General features: G+C 75.2%; 17 protein-coding genes. 10 read left to right on the top strand and 7 right to left on the bottom strand.

The window, feature by feature from the left end; all coding sequences use genetic code 11:
• Positions 1 to 69 precede the first annotated feature (69 nt).
• Together B1A86_RS07310 and B1A86_RS07305 are read right to left on the bottom strand one after the other, a co-directional pair.
• Positions 70 to 582 carry an Rv3235 family protein gene (locus B1A86_RS07310; RefSeq protein WP_061866997.1) on the bottom strand — a complete coding sequence of 171 codons (513 nt, stop codon included), beginning with the start codon at positions 580 to 582 and terminating at the stop codon, positions 70 to 72.
• A 50-nt stretch (positions 583 to 632) separates the two neighbouring features.
• A complete protein-coding gene (locus tag B1A86_RS07305; RefSeq protein WP_044659782.1) occupies positions 633 to 1,385 on the bottom strand; it encodes a LysM peptidoglycan-binding domain-containing protein in 753 nt (250 codons plus the stop codon).
• Positions 1,386 to 1,541: 156 nt separating this feature from the next.
• On the opposite strand from B1A86_RS07305, the gene B1A86_RS07300 reads away from it, so the two are divergent.
• Entirely contained in the window at positions 1,542 to 2,099 is a 558-nt protein-coding gene (locus B1A86_RS07300) for a hypothetical protein (RefSeq protein WP_036383497.1), read from the top strand.
• A 15-nt stretch (positions 2,100 to 2,114) separates the two neighbouring features.
• On the opposite strand, the gene B1A86_RS07295 is transcribed toward B1A86_RS07300, so the two are convergent.
• Positions 2,115 to 2,339, bottom strand: coding sequence for a helix-turn-helix domain-containing protein (locus B1A86_RS07295; RefSeq protein ID WP_002854861.1), 225 nt, complete (start codon positions 2,337 to 2,339; stop codon positions 2,115 to 2,117).
• A gap of 225 nt (positions 2,340 to 2,564) precedes the next feature.
• Between B1A86_RS07295 and B1A86_RS07290 the strand changes: the two genes are divergently transcribed.
• From B1A86_RS07290 to B1A86_RS07280, 3 genes are read left to right on the top strand one after another with little or no spacing between them, the layout of a single operon-like run.
• Positions 2,565 to 3,212 (top strand): SAF domain-containing protein, encoded by a 648-nt coding sequence (locus B1A86_RS07290; RefSeq protein ID WP_060973787.1) that lies wholly within the window; start codon positions 2,565 to 2,567, stop codon positions 3,210 to 3,212.
• 2 nt (positions 3,213 to 3,214) lie between these two features.
• Entirely contained in the window at positions 3,215 to 4,798 is a 1,584-nt protein-coding gene (locus B1A86_RS07285; protein WP_061866996.1) for a tyrosine-protein kinase family protein, read from the top strand.
• A complete protein-coding gene (locus B1A86_RS07280; protein WP_036316015.1) occupies positions 4,768 to 6,276 on the top strand; it encodes a sensor histidine kinase in 1,509 nt (502 codons plus the stop codon). Before B1A86_RS07285 ends, B1A86_RS07280 begins: the two co-directional genes overlap by 31 nt.
• Before the next feature lie 62 nt (positions 6,277 to 6,338).
• On the opposite strand, the gene B1A86_RS07275 is transcribed toward B1A86_RS07280, so the two are convergent.
• On the bottom strand, positions 6,339 to 6,587 hold the full coding sequence (locus tag B1A86_RS07275) for a WhiB family transcriptional regulator (protein WP_002854852.1): 249 nt from the start codon (positions 6,585 to 6,587) through the stop codon (positions 6,339 to 6,341).
• Positions 6,588 to 6,954: 367 nt separating this feature from the next.
• Between B1A86_RS07275 and B1A86_RS07270 the strand changes: the two genes are divergently transcribed.
• Positions 6,955 to 7,431, top strand: a complete 477-nt coding sequence (locus B1A86_RS07270; protein WP_041105247.1) for a hypothetical protein — start codon at positions 6,955 to 6,957, stop codon at positions 7,429 to 7,431.
• 67 nt (positions 7,432 to 7,498) lie between these two features.
• Here the strand turns inward: B1A86_RS07270 and B1A86_RS07265 are convergent, their stop codons facing one another.
• Positions 7,499 to 7,870, bottom strand: coding sequence for a DUF1844 domain-containing protein (locus tag B1A86_RS07265; RefSeq protein ID WP_036313345.1), 372 nt, complete (start codon positions 7,868 to 7,870; stop codon positions 7,499 to 7,501).
• Between the two features lie 328 nt (positions 7,871 to 8,198).
• Between B1A86_RS07265 and infC the strand changes: the two genes are divergently transcribed.
• From infC to B1A86_RS07245, 4 genes are all read left to right on the top strand, one after another.
• Positions 8,199 to 9,221, top strand: a complete 1,023-nt coding sequence (gene infC / locus B1A86_RS07260) for a translation initiation factor IF-3 (RefSeq protein WP_225348917.1) — start codon at positions 8,199 to 8,201, stop codon at positions 9,219 to 9,221.
• 104 nt (positions 9,222 to 9,325) lie between these two features.
• Complete coding sequence (gene rpmI / locus B1A86_RS07255; RefSeq protein WP_002853699.1) at positions 9,326 to 9,520, top strand: 50S ribosomal protein L35; 195 nt, start codon at positions 9,326 to 9,328, stop codon at positions 9,518 to 9,520.
• A gap of 88 nt (positions 9,521 to 9,608) precedes the next feature.
• A complete protein-coding gene (rplT, locus tag B1A86_RS07250; protein ID WP_041105250.1) occupies positions 9,609 to 9,995 on the top strand; it encodes a 50S ribosomal protein L20 in 387 nt (128 codons plus the stop codon).
• Between the two features lie 136 nt (positions 9,996 to 10,131).
• Entirely contained in the window at positions 10,132 to 11,028 is an 897-nt protein-coding gene (locus B1A86_RS07245; protein ID WP_049145970.1) for an RNA methyltransferase, read from the top strand.
• A 109-nt stretch (positions 11,029 to 11,137) separates the two neighbouring features.
• Here B1A86_RS07245 and B1A86_RS07240 read toward each other — a convergent pair whose 3' ends face one another.
• Together B1A86_RS07240 and B1A86_RS07235 are read right to left on the bottom strand one after the other, a co-directional pair.
• Positions 11,138 to 11,410, bottom strand: coding sequence for a GlsB/YeaQ/YmgE family stress response membrane protein (locus tag B1A86_RS07240; protein WP_061866994.1), 273 nt, complete (start codon positions 11,408 to 11,410; stop codon positions 11,138 to 11,140).
• A gap of 142 nt (positions 11,411 to 11,552) precedes the next feature.
• Positions 11,553 to 12,875 carry an MFS transporter gene (locus B1A86_RS07235; protein ID WP_061866993.1) on the bottom strand — a complete coding sequence of 441 codons (1,323 nt, stop codon included), beginning with the start codon at positions 12,873 to 12,875 and terminating at the stop codon, positions 11,553 to 11,555.
• Between the two features lie 56 nt (positions 12,876 to 12,931).
• Here B1A86_RS07235 and B1A86_RS07230 point away from each other — a divergent pair, with 56 nt between their 5' ends.
• Positions 12,932 to 13,444, top strand: a complete 513-nt coding sequence (locus B1A86_RS07230; protein ID WP_036315642.1) for a (deoxy)nucleoside triphosphate pyrophosphohydrolase — start codon at positions 12,932 to 12,934, stop codon at positions 13,442 to 13,444.
• Positions 13,445 to 13,465: the final 21 nt, after the last annotated feature.

The following is a 13,465-nucleotide window of genomic DNA, read 5'->3' as shown; positions in this document are numbered from 1 at the left end:
GCAGGACGAGGGCCCGCAGACCTCCAGGTCTCCGGGCCCTCGCTCGTCAGTCCGACGGGACGATCCGGCTCAGCCGATCTCGACCGACGTCACCTTCCACCGGCTGAGCCGCCGCTCGAGTCGGAGCGCGAAGGCCCGGGCCCGGCCCTCCCACAGCACCGTCGCGCTGGCCTCCACCCGGCCGGGCGCGACCTCGCACACGCGGGCACCCACCGGGCGGGGTGCGGACTTGGGCGTCCGGGGCGGGACGGCCGCGGAGGGCCGTCGACCGGGCCCGGTCGGCGCGACGGCGCCCAGCAGCTCCATGCGACGGGTCAACTTGTCCAGGACCTCGGGCGAGAGCCAGGCGGAGAGGTCCCGCAGGGCACGGCGGCCCGTCTCGACCTCGACGCAGGCGACGGCGATCACGGCGGCGAGCGAGCGGACGCGGCGCAGCTCCTCGCGCCCCTGTTCGGTGCGGGCCCGCCGGGCGATCTCCTCACCGCGGGGCAGGACTGCGGGGCTGTGGGCGGGCCCGTGGAGGAGGGTGTCGGCGGTGCGCCGGTCGGAAGCGGCGCGGGGGCGGGTGGCGAGGGTGGTCATGGCGGTCTCCTGAGGACGAGGCGAAGCGGGGGAGTGCAGGGTCGTGGATGTCATGGCCGTGGTCCGTCCACGCCGGCGTGCGGGGTGAACACGGGGGAGGTCAGCACGGTGCCGGGCAGCAGCAGGTGCGGGTCGTCGCCGATCACCCGTCGGTTGGCCTCGTACCAGCGGCGCCAGCGGGCGTCGATCTCTCGGGGGGTCGCGTCCGGGCCGAGCTCGGCGGCGGCGAGGTGCCACAGGCAGTCGCCGCGCCGGACGGTGACGGTCGGGTGGTCCGGATCCGCACGGCCGGTGCCGGCGCCCGGTGGGGCCGGCGCCGGGGGCCGGGGCGTCCACGCGGCGTCCGGCGCCGGGGCCTCGACGCCGGTGGCGTGCGCAGGCACCGCAGCCACGGTCCAGGAGGCGTCCGGCACGGGATGAGCCGCGTCCGCCCACGCGGCCGGTGCCGCGAGCAGCTGGGCACCGACGACGGCGCCTGCCACGCGTCCGAGCAGGGCGGGAGTGAGGCTCCGGCCCAGGCGGGCCCAGGCCGGCCGACCCGCGCGGCGCCCCAGCGCGACGAGCGCCAGCCCGATCAGGCCCACCGCCCACCATGCGAGCAGTCCGAGCCCGGCGAGACCGGCACCGAGGCCCAGCACGCGGGTCAGTTCCGCCCCGGGCGCGCTGGTGCCCGTCTGCAGCAGCGCCGCGGCACAGGCGAGCAGACCGGGACCGGCCAGAAGCAGGACGGTGAGGCCGACGGCGTCCGCCGCGTCGACCGGACGGGTCGGGGCCGGGCCGGCCGGTGATGTCGAGCGCTCCATGGATTCCCCTCCTGTGCGTCCGTCCGGCCGGGATCCCGCGATCAGGCCGGTGATGATGATCACAGTGAACTGCACGGGCCGATAGGTGTCAAGAGTGATGTTTGATGATGTTTGATGACGACCGATGTCCGGCGCTGAGCCTCCTATACTGAGCGCATGCGGTGGAACGGACTCTTCGACGACCTGGAGGCGCACTGGGCCGACCTCGGCTGGCAGGAGACGGTGGCCGAGGCCGCGGAGCTGACCCGAGCGGAGTGGATGGCGCTGTCCCTGGCCGACCGCCTGCGCGGAGCCCGAGGGCGGCAGGTCCGGCTCCACCTGGCCTGGGGCGAGGTCGTGGACGGCGTGGTGCACACGGTGGGCCAGGGCTGGGTCGGCGTGCACGTCGACGGCTCGGGATCGGCGATCGTCGCGGTGGACTGCGTGGCGGCCGTGGAGGCCGACCTGACCCGGGCCGTGGCCGCGCCCGAGCTCGCCGCGGCCGGCTGGGGGACGGTGCTGCGCGGCATCGCGCGGACGCGCCAGCCGGTGGCGGTGACGGGACGCCTCGGCGCGGCGCTGGCGGAGGGCACCGTGGACCGGGTCGGCGGCGACCACCTCGACATCGCCCGCCACCCGCGGGACGAGGCCCGGCGGGCCGCGGCCGTCCGCGGGCGGCTCGTCATCCCGTTCGGGGCGCTGGGGACGGTCCGGACCGCGCTGCGCCCCGCCTGAGCAGACCGTGTGGGCTCAGCGGGCCTTCGCGTCCGCCTCGGTCCACTCCCGGACGCGGGCGCGCGTCACTTCCTTCTGACGTTCCACGTAGTCCTCGAGCCAGGACACCTCGATGCGCCACTGACCGCGGCCCCCGACCTGGATGGCCTGCAGCTCACCCGAGCGGACCAGGGCACGGGCGGCCTGACCGGAGATGTTCAGGGTCTCCGCGACGTCGGTCAGGGTGAGAAAGCGCTGCACGGTGCTCCTTCGGTCGAGGCGTCCAGGACGGTCGCGGGCGGCCCACGACGTCGACCCATTCAACCCCGGGAACACCCGGAGGCGACACTTTTCCACAGCGTACGCGGCGGATCCGGCGATCCACGGCCCCAGTGGTTACTCTGGGCGCAGCGCGGAGGGGCCGACACCGACGGGGTGCCGGGGCCGCGGCGGCCCGAGGGGCCGGTCCGAAGGGGGGAACATCCGGTGTCCACGACCATGTCCGCGTCCGCCGAGGGCGGCCGTCTGCGCCGGCCCCGCTGGCGGGATCCCCGGCTCCTCGTCGGTCTCGTGCTCGTCCTCGCCTCGATCGCCGGCGTCGTGGCGCTGGTCGCCTCCGCCCAGCAGACCGCCGCGTACTGGACAGCTGCGGAGGACCTGCCCCCGGGCACACCCATCGCGTCCGGGGACCTGCGCCCCGTGGAGGTGAACCTCAGCGAGGCCGGCGAGCGGTACCTCAGCGCCGATGCTCCGGCTCCCGAGGGGCGGATGGTCTCCGGGACGGTCCGGGCCGGTGAGCTGCTGCCGGCGGCGGCACTGGTGGACGCGGACCCGGACGGCCGTCGTCCCGTCGGGGTGGCCCTGGACGAGCCGCTCCCGTCCGGCGTGGGCGTGGGAGACCGCGTGGACGTCTGGGTGGCCATGCCGGCGGAGGGAGGCCGCGGCCATGCGGACCCGGCCCGGCTGGCCGAGGCGCTCGAGATCTCCGAGGTCGCGGCGGAGCAGAACGGCTTCGGCGGCTCGGGCACCACCCGGGTGCAGCTGCTGGCACCGGAGGAGACCCTGCCGCGCATCGTGGACGCGAAGGTAAAGGACGCGCGGGTCACCCTCGTGCCGGCCCACGGGGTGCGCTGACCGTGCGCATCGCCCTGGCCACCACCGTCCAGCCGGGCCTGGACCACATCGGCCCGCTCGAGCGGCACCAGACGGACATCACCGTGCTCCGCCGGGCCGAGGACCTCGCCGAGCTGCTCGCGATCGCCCGCTCCGGTCTCGTGGACGCGGTCCTCGTGGCCGGGGACACCGAGTCCCTCACCGCCGCCTTCCTGGAGGAGACGGCCCGGCTGCCCCGACCCGTGGGCGTGGCGGCGCTCAGCGAGGTTCGCACCGAGCGCCGTCGCCTCCGCAGCATGGGGGTGCCCTGCGTGCGCGCCGACGCCGACCCCGAGCAGATCGCGGCCGTCGTCGTGGAGTCCGCGAGCGCCGCCGCGGAGGGCCGCCGGCCGGAGACCTCGCACGGGGAGGACGCCGACCACGCCCGGGATCACGCCGAGGACCTCGACGACCTGCCGATCACCCTGGAGACGCTCGGCGCGGACGAGGTGCCCGGCCTCACGGACCCCTGGCGCGGCGCCGACGAGCCCGACGACGCCGGGCCGGGTGCCGCCCCCGCCGCGGCCACGCCCGACGGCGGCCCCGCCACGGCGGACGAGGGAGCCGACCCCGCACCCTCTCCGGAGGAGGGCGAACCGGCCGGACCCGCGCGGGAGTCCCTGGTGACCGTGGTGTGGGGCCCCACCGGCGCTCCGGGACGCACCACCGTCGCCGTGAACCTCGCCGCCGAGCACGCCGTGGCCGGCCGGAACACGCTGTTGATCGACCTGGACACGTACGGCCCCGCCGTCGGTGTGCACCTGGGGCTGACGGAGGAGTCGGCCGGCGTGGCGCGGGCCGTGCGGCGGGCCGACCACGGCCGGCTGGGCGCCGCCGACCTGGCGGCCGCGGGCGTCCGCGTCCGCGTCGCCGGCGCGGACCTGACGGTTCTGACGGGGCTCACCCGCGTGGACCGGTGGCCCGAGCTGCGCCCCGCCGCCGTCTCCGCGCTGATCGCGGCCGCCAGGGAACGGTGGGACCGCGTGGTCGTCGACGTCGGGTTCGGTCTCGAGCAGGACGAGGAGTTGTCCTTCGACGTGCCCGCCCCACAGCGCAACGGTGCGACCCTGGCGGCGCTCGCCGCGGCCGACGAGGTCATCGCGGTCGGCGGGCCGGACGCCGTCGCGCTGCCCCGCCTGGTCCGCGGGGTCGAGGAGCTGGCGGAGGTGGCCCCGGCCGCACGGCTGCGCGTCGTGGTCAACCGGCTCCGGCCCGCGGCCGCCGGCGTCGCCCCGCGCGGGCAGGTCGAGGCCGTCTGGAACCGCTACGCCTCGCCGGCCACGCCCCTGGAGGCGTTCCTGCCGTGGGACCCGGCCGCCGCGGACCCCGCGCTGCTCGCCGGCCAGGTGCTCGCCGAGGCCGCTCCGAACAGCCCGCTGCGTCGCGCCCTCGCCACGCTGGCCGGTGTCCCTGCCCGCCCCGCCCGCCGCGGACGGCACCGCGCACGGCCCTCGCAGACCATCGCCGCCGTGTCGTCCGACGCCGCCCGCGACGCCACGGACACGGGCCGCCCGGCACGTCGCCGTACCCTGATCCCATGGTCAGTTCGCTCGCGCAGGACCCCCTGACGTCGCACCCGGACATCGGAGACGAGGACCGCGCCTGGCTGCAGCGGCTCGTGGGGGACTGGCAGCTCGTGGCAGACCTGGCGCTCGCGGACCTCGTGCTCTGGTGCCCCGTGCCCCGCCGCGACGAGGCCGGAGGGTTCGTCGCGCTCGCCCAGGTCCGGCCCTTCACCGCTCCCACCCTCTTCCACCGCGACATCGTGGGCTCGCGCGCCCGCGCGGACCTGCGGGCCGTCGTCGGGCAGACGTGGCATGGCGGGGAGCGGGCCGAGGGGGCCGGCCCCGTCGAGGCCCCGGGAGGCACGCTGCAGGTGCGTCTGTGGCCGGTGGTCCGCGCCGGGAGGGTCATCGCGGTCGTCTCCGCGCACGCGGACCCGAACGGCCGGCCGGCGCGCTCGGTGATCGAGGAGAACTACAGCCGGACGGCCAGCACCCTGCTGGACATGATGCAGCACGGCCGCTGGCCGGCGCCCGAGGAGCCCTCCGGCCTCTGGGCGGGCGGCACGCCGCGGGTGGGGGACGGCCTCGTCGTGCTCGGGCCGGACTCGGTCGCCGAGTTCACCAGTCCCAACGCGGTCTCCGCCCTGCGCCGGCTGGGCATCGCCTCGACCCTCGAGGGGCACCGGCTCACCGACGTGCTGGCCAGCACCGAGGCCGCCCGCGTTCCCACCGACGAGGGGACGTGGGCGGTGCTCACCGGCCTGCGTGCCGGACGGCGGGAGGTGCAGTCCGGCGGGGCGTCCCTCACGGTGCGCTCCGTCCCCCTGCTCGGTCCGGACGGCTGGCAGGGGGCGCTGCTGCTGCTGCGCGACGTGACCGAGCTGCGCCGCCAGGAGCAGCGTCTGCTCACCAAGGACGCGACCATCCGCGAGATCCACCACCGCGTCAAGAACAACCTGCAGACCGTGGGATCGCTGCTGCGCATGCAGGCGCGGCGCACGTCCTCGCCCGAGGCGGAGCGTGCGCTGCGTCAGGCGATGCAGCGGGTGGACACGATCGCCCTCGTCCACCAGACGCTGAGCGAGGAGATCGAGGACCAGGTCCCCGTGGACGGTCTGCTGCAGCGGCAGTTCCGCCTGGCCGTCGAGGTGGCCGGGGACGGGCGGCCGCTGCAGGTCGCGGTCACGGGCGAGTTCGGTGAACTGCCCTCCCACGTGACCACGCCGCTGGCGCTGGTGCTCAATGAGCTGGCGGCCAACGCCGTCGAGCACGGCACGGCGCCGGGCGGTGGCTGCGTGGGCCTGCACGCCGACCGCGAGTCGACCCCCGCAGGAACGGTGCTGGTCGTGTCCGTGACGGACGGCGGCCCCGCCGCCCCCGACGGATGGGTGCCGGGGGAGTCTCCCCGCGCGGGCGAGGGATCGGGGCTCGGCCTGCGCATCGTGCACTCGCTCGTGGAGGGGGACCTGCGCGGCACCCTGCGCTGGGAGCGGTCCGACGACGGCGGCACGCGCGTCGTGCTGCGACTGCCCCTGACGTGAACCCGGCCGGGCATGACGACGGCCCCGTCGACGAGGTCGACGGGGCCGGTGGTCCGGGTGGGTCAGGAGGCGCGGCGGGCGCGTGCCGCACGGCGCTTCATGGCGCGCCGCTCGTCCTCGCTCATGCCGCCCCAGACGCCCGAGTCCTGGCCGGACTCCATGGCCCACTTCAGGCACGTGTCCACGACCTCACACGAGCGGCACACCGCCTTGGCCTCCTCGATCTGCAGGAGGGCGGGGCCGGTGTTGCCCACGGGGAAGAACAGCTCCGGGTCCTTGTCCAGGCACGCTGCTTTACTGCGCCAATCCATCGGTCCGCTCACTTTCTGTCGGAAGAGCCGGAGCCCGCGGGCGCCGGTGGTCACGGCCTCCGCCGGCGGCGGGCGCGGGGGCCTGCGCGGACGACGCGCGGCACGACCGATACGGAGGGCGACCCTGGTCATTGCAACGGGGACCGCTTTCGTACGAACGCGGCCCCCGGGAATCTTTCGCGTGCCATCCTCGCACGGCCCTCACGAGTGAACAAGAGGTGAATGAGGTGCATCACCGCACCTCCCAGTGAGTCCTTGGTCACACCTGTGCCCGGGGCGGCGCGTCGCCGCGGACCTGGCCCGCGCACCGCCCGGCGTACGGTGGGGGACACGTCCGTCCCCGCAGCCGTCCCGCAGGAGAGGCCCCATGGCACAGTCCCGCCGCCCCGACCCCGTCGCCCCGTCCGAGTCGTCGGGCGCCGACGCGACGACGGTCCCGCCCCGCCCCGGCCGGGGCCTGCCGGTGGCCGTCCTCGTGGTCGCCGCGGCGCTCGTGCTCGAGGCGGGCGCGCTCCTCTGGCTCGCCGTGGACGCGGTGGTGCATGCGGCGGACGGGGTGCTCCCGGCCGGCGCCCGCGTGATGCTGGTCGTCATCTACGCGCTGCTCACCCTGTGGATCCTTGCGACCGCCGTCGCCCTGCTGCGCGGTCGGGCGTGGAGCCGCGGCGCCGCCGTCGCGATCCAGCTCTTCGGTGTGCTCCTGTCCTCGTGGCTCTTCAGCGTGGACGCCGCCGCTCTGGGTGGGCCGCTGCTCGCGGTCTCCGGCGTCGCGCTGCTCACCCTCTTCACGACGCCGGTCACCCGGCATCTCACCCCCGCCCCGGAGGCCTCGACGGACGCCTGAGCCCCGCCCCGACGACGACGGCGCGCCCCCGGCCAGGGGCGCGCCGTCGTCGTCATCGGGGCCGTGGTCAGTTCACCGGGCCGGTGAACTTCTCGCCGGGGCCCTTGCCCGGGGCGTCCGGGAACGGGGAGGCCTCACGGAACGCCAGCTGCAGCGAGCGCAGCCCGTCGCGCAGCGGTCCGGCGTGCTGGCTGCCGATCTCGGGGGCCGCGGCCGTGACCAGCCCGGCGAGGGCCGTGATGAGCTTGCGGGCCTCGTCGAGATCGATGAGCTCGCGGGCGTCGGGGGAGTCGGCCAGGCCGCACTTGACGGCGGCGGCGGTCATCAGGTGCACGGCGGTGGTCGTGATGACCTCGACGGCGGGGACCTCGTGGATGTCGCGGATCTCGGCGGGGGCGTCCATGGGGGTGGCGTCCTGGGCCTGACGTTCGTCTGTCATGGTGGTAAGCTTCCCATAGACCACTCGTGGTCCGCGCAAGACCTCGTCATCCGGTGACCCCGGGGCGGGCATGCACGGGCCAGGAGCAGCAAAGTGGAGGCCTCTCTCCCACCCGCGTCAGCAGGATGTCCGGTTCGCCCCGGGCCGAGTTGCCGGGTCGCCGGTCGGGACCGCCGCGTCGTGGCGCGCAGCCCGCACCGAGGGTCCCGTCCGACGGGATCGTGTCGAGGCCTCCGTCTGCGTCCGCGCAGGGGAGGCCTTCCTCGTTTCCGAGGGCCCCTCCGGTGGGCGCGGGGTCACCCGTCGTCTCACACAGAGGAGTACCACCATCAGCGATCCCCGCATCAACGAGCGTATCCGCGTTCCGGAAGTCCGCCTGGTCGGCCCGAACGGCGAACAGGTCGGCATCGTCCGCGTCGAGGACGCCCTCCGGCTCGCCGCCGAGGCGGACCTGGATCTCGTGGAGGTGGCCCCCACGGCCAAGCCTCCGGTGTGCAAGCTGATGGATTTCGGCAAGTACAAGTACGAGGCCGCGGTGAAGGCCCGTGAGTCGCGCAAGAACCAGGTGAACACGGTCCTCAAGGAGGTCCGCTTCCGCCTGAAGATCGACAAGCACGACTACGAGACCAAGACCGGCCACGCCAAGAAGTTCCTGAGCCAGGGCGACAAGGTCAAGGCCATCATCCAGTTCCGCGGCCGTGAGCAGCAGCGTCCCGAACTCGGCATCAAGCTGCTGCAGCAGTTCGCCGAGGACGTCGCCGAGCTGGGCACCGTCGAATCGCAGCCGCGCCAGGACGGCCGCAACATGGTGATGGTGGTCGGCCCGCTGCGCACCAAGGCCGATGCGCGGGCGGACCAGCGCAAGAACTCGGCCGAGAGCCACCGCGAGCGTCAGGGCGGCGGTTCGCGTCGCGACCAGGCCGCCCGCGAGGCCAAGGAGCGCGCCGCGCAGAAGGCGGCGTCCGACTCCGCCCCGGTGCGGAATTCGGTCGGGGATGCGTTCCCCGAGCAGCTGAAGGCCATGGCCGCCCGGACGCAGGAGAACGCCTCCGCGGCCCCGGCCGAGACGACGCAGGCGCCGAAGACCCCGGCCCCGGCGGCTCCCCGCCCGGCCGCGGCCGCCCCGGCTGCGAAGCCGGCCTCCAGCGCCACGCCCGCATCGGCCCCGAAGCCGGCCGCGACGCCGAAGCCGCAGTCCTCGGCTGCGCCGGCTGCCACGCCGAAGCCGCGGTCCGCCGCCAAGCCGGCCGCGCCGTCGTCGGCTCCGAAGCCGGCGGCCAAGCCGATGCCGGCCCCGCCCAAGCCCGCCGCCCCCCGCGGCGGTGCCCCCAAGCCCGGTCCTCGGGCCTGACCCCCCGGGGTCGCCACAGACCAGCCCGGTCCGGACGGACCGGGGTGACCAGCACTGCCGCGCGCGCCGCGCACGGCAGCGATGAGTGAAGGAGAACGGCAGCCATGCCGAAGATGAAGACCCACAGCGGTGCCAAGAAGCGCTTCCGCGTGACCGGCTCCGGCAAGATCATGCGCCAGCAGGCGAACCGCCGCCACTACCTGGAGCACAAGTCCTCGCGCCTGACCCGCCGTCTCAAGGGCGACCAGCTCGTCTCCAAGGGCAGCATCAAGCAGATCAAGCGGATGCTCGGCATCTGACACCCCCCCGGCCTCGCCGGAACCCCTTCCTCCTCGGCCGTGACGCGCCAGTGCGCGCCCCGGGGACCACACAGATTGGAGTACGCACGTGGCACGTGTGAAGCGGGCAGTGAACGCCCACAAGAAGCGTCGGACCATGCTGGAGCGCGCCTCCGGCTACCGCGGCCAGCGGTCTCGCCTGTACCGCAAGGCGAAGGAGCAGATGCTCCACTCGTTCACCTACAACTACCAGCACCGCCACAAGCGCAAGGGTGACTTCCGTCGCCTGTGGATCACCCGCATCAACGCGGCCGCCCGCGCCAACGGCATGACCTACAACCGCTTCATGCAGGGCCTCAAGCTGGCCGGCGTCGAGGTGGACCGCCGCATGCTGGCCGAGATCGCCGTCTCCGACGCCGCGACCTTCGCTGTGCTGGTGAAGACCGCCCGCGAGGCGCTGCCCGCGGACGTGAACGCCCCCGCCGTCTCCCGCTGAGCCGGCTCCGGGGCCCTGAGAGCCCCACCACCACGCCCCAGGCGTGAGCACCACCGCCGACGGGGCGGGTCCTCCACCGAGGCCCGCCCCGTCGGCGTCTGCGCACCCGCAGCCGAGCCCCGACCAGGAAGACCCCATGACCCCGCACGCCGAGCCGATGACCCATCCCCGCGCCGAGCGCGTGCGCGCGGTGGCAGCCCTCGCGGGCCGCTCCGCCCGACGCCGGACGGGCACGTTCCTCGTCGAGGGGCCGCAGGCCTGCCGCGAGGCCTTGCGCGCCCACCTGGGGGAGGGGCCGACGGCCGCCGCGGGGCAGTGGCGCGCCGGGCGGGTGCTGACCCAGGTGTACGTGTCCGGCGGACTCGTGGACCGGGACCCCGCGCTGGCCGAGCTCGTGGCGCGCGTCCGGGACCGCCCGACGCCGGGTGGTGAGCGCGTCCTGGTGCGCGAGGCCAGCGACGAGGTGCTCACCGCCATGGCCGACGCCGTGACGGGGCAGGACATCGTCGCCGTGGCGCGGATGCCGGAGCCGCAGGCCGTCGAAGCGGTCCTCGAGGAGGCGCGCCTGGCCGCCGTGCTGTGCCGCGTGCAGGACCCGGGGAACGCCGGCACGGTCATCCGGGCCGCGGACGCGGCCGGGGCGGACGCGGTGGTCCTCACCCCGGGCTCCGTCGACCCGTTCAACCCCAAGGTGGTCCGGTCCACCGCCGGGTCGCTGTTCCACCTGCCCGTGGCCACCGCCGTCCCCGCAGAGGCGGCGGCGGCCGCAGCCCGGGCCGCAGGCCTCCAGGTGTGGGCCGCCGACGGCTACGCCTCGGACCGGCTCGACGCCCTCGCCCCCGGCGTGGTTGCCGCGCCGACCGCGTGGCTGTTCGGCAACGAAGCTCAGGGCCTGGACGACGGTGAGCTCGCACTGGCGGACCGCCGGGTGGCGGTGCCGCTGTATGGGGCCGCGGAGTCCCTGAACGTGGGGACCGCCGCCACGGTGTGCCTGTACTCGTCCGCGATGGCGGGGGCGCGGCGCGCCGGCTGACGTGGCGCACGAGGCGGCGCCAGCCGTCCGGACACGCAGAAGGGGCGGGGATCCGCGTGGATCCCCGCCCCTTCTGCGTGTCCGGGTCGAACCGGGCCGCTCAGCTCACTCAGGCACGGGTGCCGGTGCGGCGGGTGATGGCCTGCCACACGGCCGCGACGATGACACCACCGATGATCGCGAAGATCCAGGTGCCCAGACTGAAGAACTTCTCGTTCACGTTGATGTTGAACACCAGGGAGGCGATCCAGCCGCCGAGGAGAGCACCGACAATGCCGGTGAGGAGGGCGCCGAGCCAGCCGCCGCCCTGACGTCCGGGGAGGATGGCGCGAGCGATGGCACCGGCGATGAGGCCGAGAACGATCCAGCCAATGATGCCCATGATGATGGTTCCTTTCGGGTTTCGAATCTGACGTACGAGAAGGAACGTAGCAAGGGATTTTCACGGGGGGCCACCTCTGGCGCCCCGACTTTTTCGAGATTCTCCGACGTGACGAGGTTCGCCCCGGCCTCGTGTGGGAGATTCAGCGGGGCGAGCCGCCGTCGTCAGCCCGGACGCCGGGTGAGGCCGCGACGTCGCGGCGCACGAGGAGGAACGCCAGCACCAGGCCCGCCAGGGCGATGCCCGCACCGACCAGCGGCGGGGTCCGCAGCGACGCCCCGGCCCCGATCGCGGCCGCCCCGACCCACGCGCCCATCGCGTTGGCCATGTTCAGCGCGGAGTGGTTGAGCGAACCGGCCAGCTGGGGTGCGGTGGGCGCGGAGTCCACGAGCAGCACCTGCAGGGACGGGGCGATCCCGGAGCCGCTGACGGCCACGCAGAAGAGGAACACGATCATCACCGGCGCCCACGGGGCCGTCAGTGCGACGGCGGCCAGCGAGACCGCGCTGAGCCCGAAGCTCAGGCGCAGGGTGCCGACCGGGTCGCGGTCCGTGAGCGCGCCGCTGACGAGCGTGCCGATCACCATGCCGACGCCGTAGAGGGCCAGCACGGCGGGGACCCACCGTTCCTCGAGGCCCGCGACCTCCGTGAGCAGCGGCGCGATGTAGGTGTAGAGCGCGAACATGCCGGCGAAGCCGATCACGCCCACGGCCACCGTCGCCCACAGGCGGCCGGAGGCCAGACCGCGCAGCTCGCGGCCGACCGAGGCGCCCGCGGGGGCCGGCACGGACGGGACGAGCCACGCGGTCGCCCCGACGCACAGGGCCGCGCAGACCGCCACGATGACGAACATCCAGCGCCAGCCGACGGCCTGCCCGAGCGCCGTCGCGCCCGGCACGCCCAGCACGTTGGCCACGGACAGCCCGGCCATCACCCACGCCACGGCCTGGCCGCGGCGGGCGGGCCCGGCGAGGTCCGCCGCGGCCAGGGCGGCCGCGGAGAAGTAGGCGCCGTGGGGCAGGCCCGACACGAACCGGGCCGCCATCATGCTCCCCATGTCCGGGGCGAGGAACGCGGCCACGTGTCCCACGACGAACAGCAGCATCAGCACGATGCTCGTGACCCGCCGGTCGACGCGAGCGAACGACGCGGCCAGCAGGGGAGCGCCGATCACGACGCCCAGGGCGTACATGGAGATGAGCACGCCGCCGGCCTCGAGACCGACGCCGAGGTCGGCCACCGCCTGCGGCAGCAGGCCCATCATCGCGAACTCCGTGGTGCCGATCGCGAAGCTGCCCAGGGCCAGCGCGAGGATGGCCGGCAGCAGACGCACACGGCGGCCGCCCAGCAACGCGCCCGGGCCCGGCGGCACGGTCGGCGGAACGGACGGGTCTGGGCGCGTCGGACGCGGAGCACGGGGGGAACGGTCGTGGGCGCCGTCGGCGGCGGGAGTGGGGATGGGCACCGACCCAGCCTACGGACTCCGGTCTGCGGGGGCGGGGGCCTCGCTAGCCTGGGCTCATGACCTCCGCCACACCCGCTCGCCCCGCGCCCGCTGCCAGCCCGACGACGTCGCCCCGGGACGGTGCGCGACCGCGGCTGGTCGTGGGGCTCGCGCTGCTCGACGATGTGGCCGCGCCGACCCGCCTGCTGGCGGCCCGTCGCAGCGCGCCTGCCCCGCTGCGGGGGCTCTGGGAGTTCCCCGGGGGCAAGGTCGAGCCGGGGGAGGGCGTCCAGGAGGCGCTGCTGCGGGAGTGCCGGGAGGAGCTCGGGGTCGCCGTGCGGCTCGGCCCCGAGGTGGCGGCGCCGGAGCCGGACGGGTGGGAGCTGGCCAACGGCGCCCGGATGCGGGTGTTCTGGGGCGTCCTGGCGGAGGAGGGGACGACACCCCGAGCCCTCCAGGACCACGACCTGCTGGCGTGGCTGCCGCTCGCCGGGCCGGGCGTGCGGCACCTGGACTGGATCCCGGCGGACCGGCCGATCGTGGCCGAGGTGCTCCGTGGCGCCGCCACGGCGTTCTCCGCGGGGCGCTGAGTCGACACGCGGCCGGCCGCG

This window comes from Micrococcus sp. KBS0714 (assembly GCF_002008305.4).
Taxonomy (GTDB): domain Bacteria; phylum Actinomycetota; class Actinomycetes; order Actinomycetales; family Micrococcaceae; genus Micrococcus; species Micrococcus luteus.
Note: the sequence above shows the minus strand (reverse complement) of the source record. Positions and strands in the feature narration are given on the sequence as shown.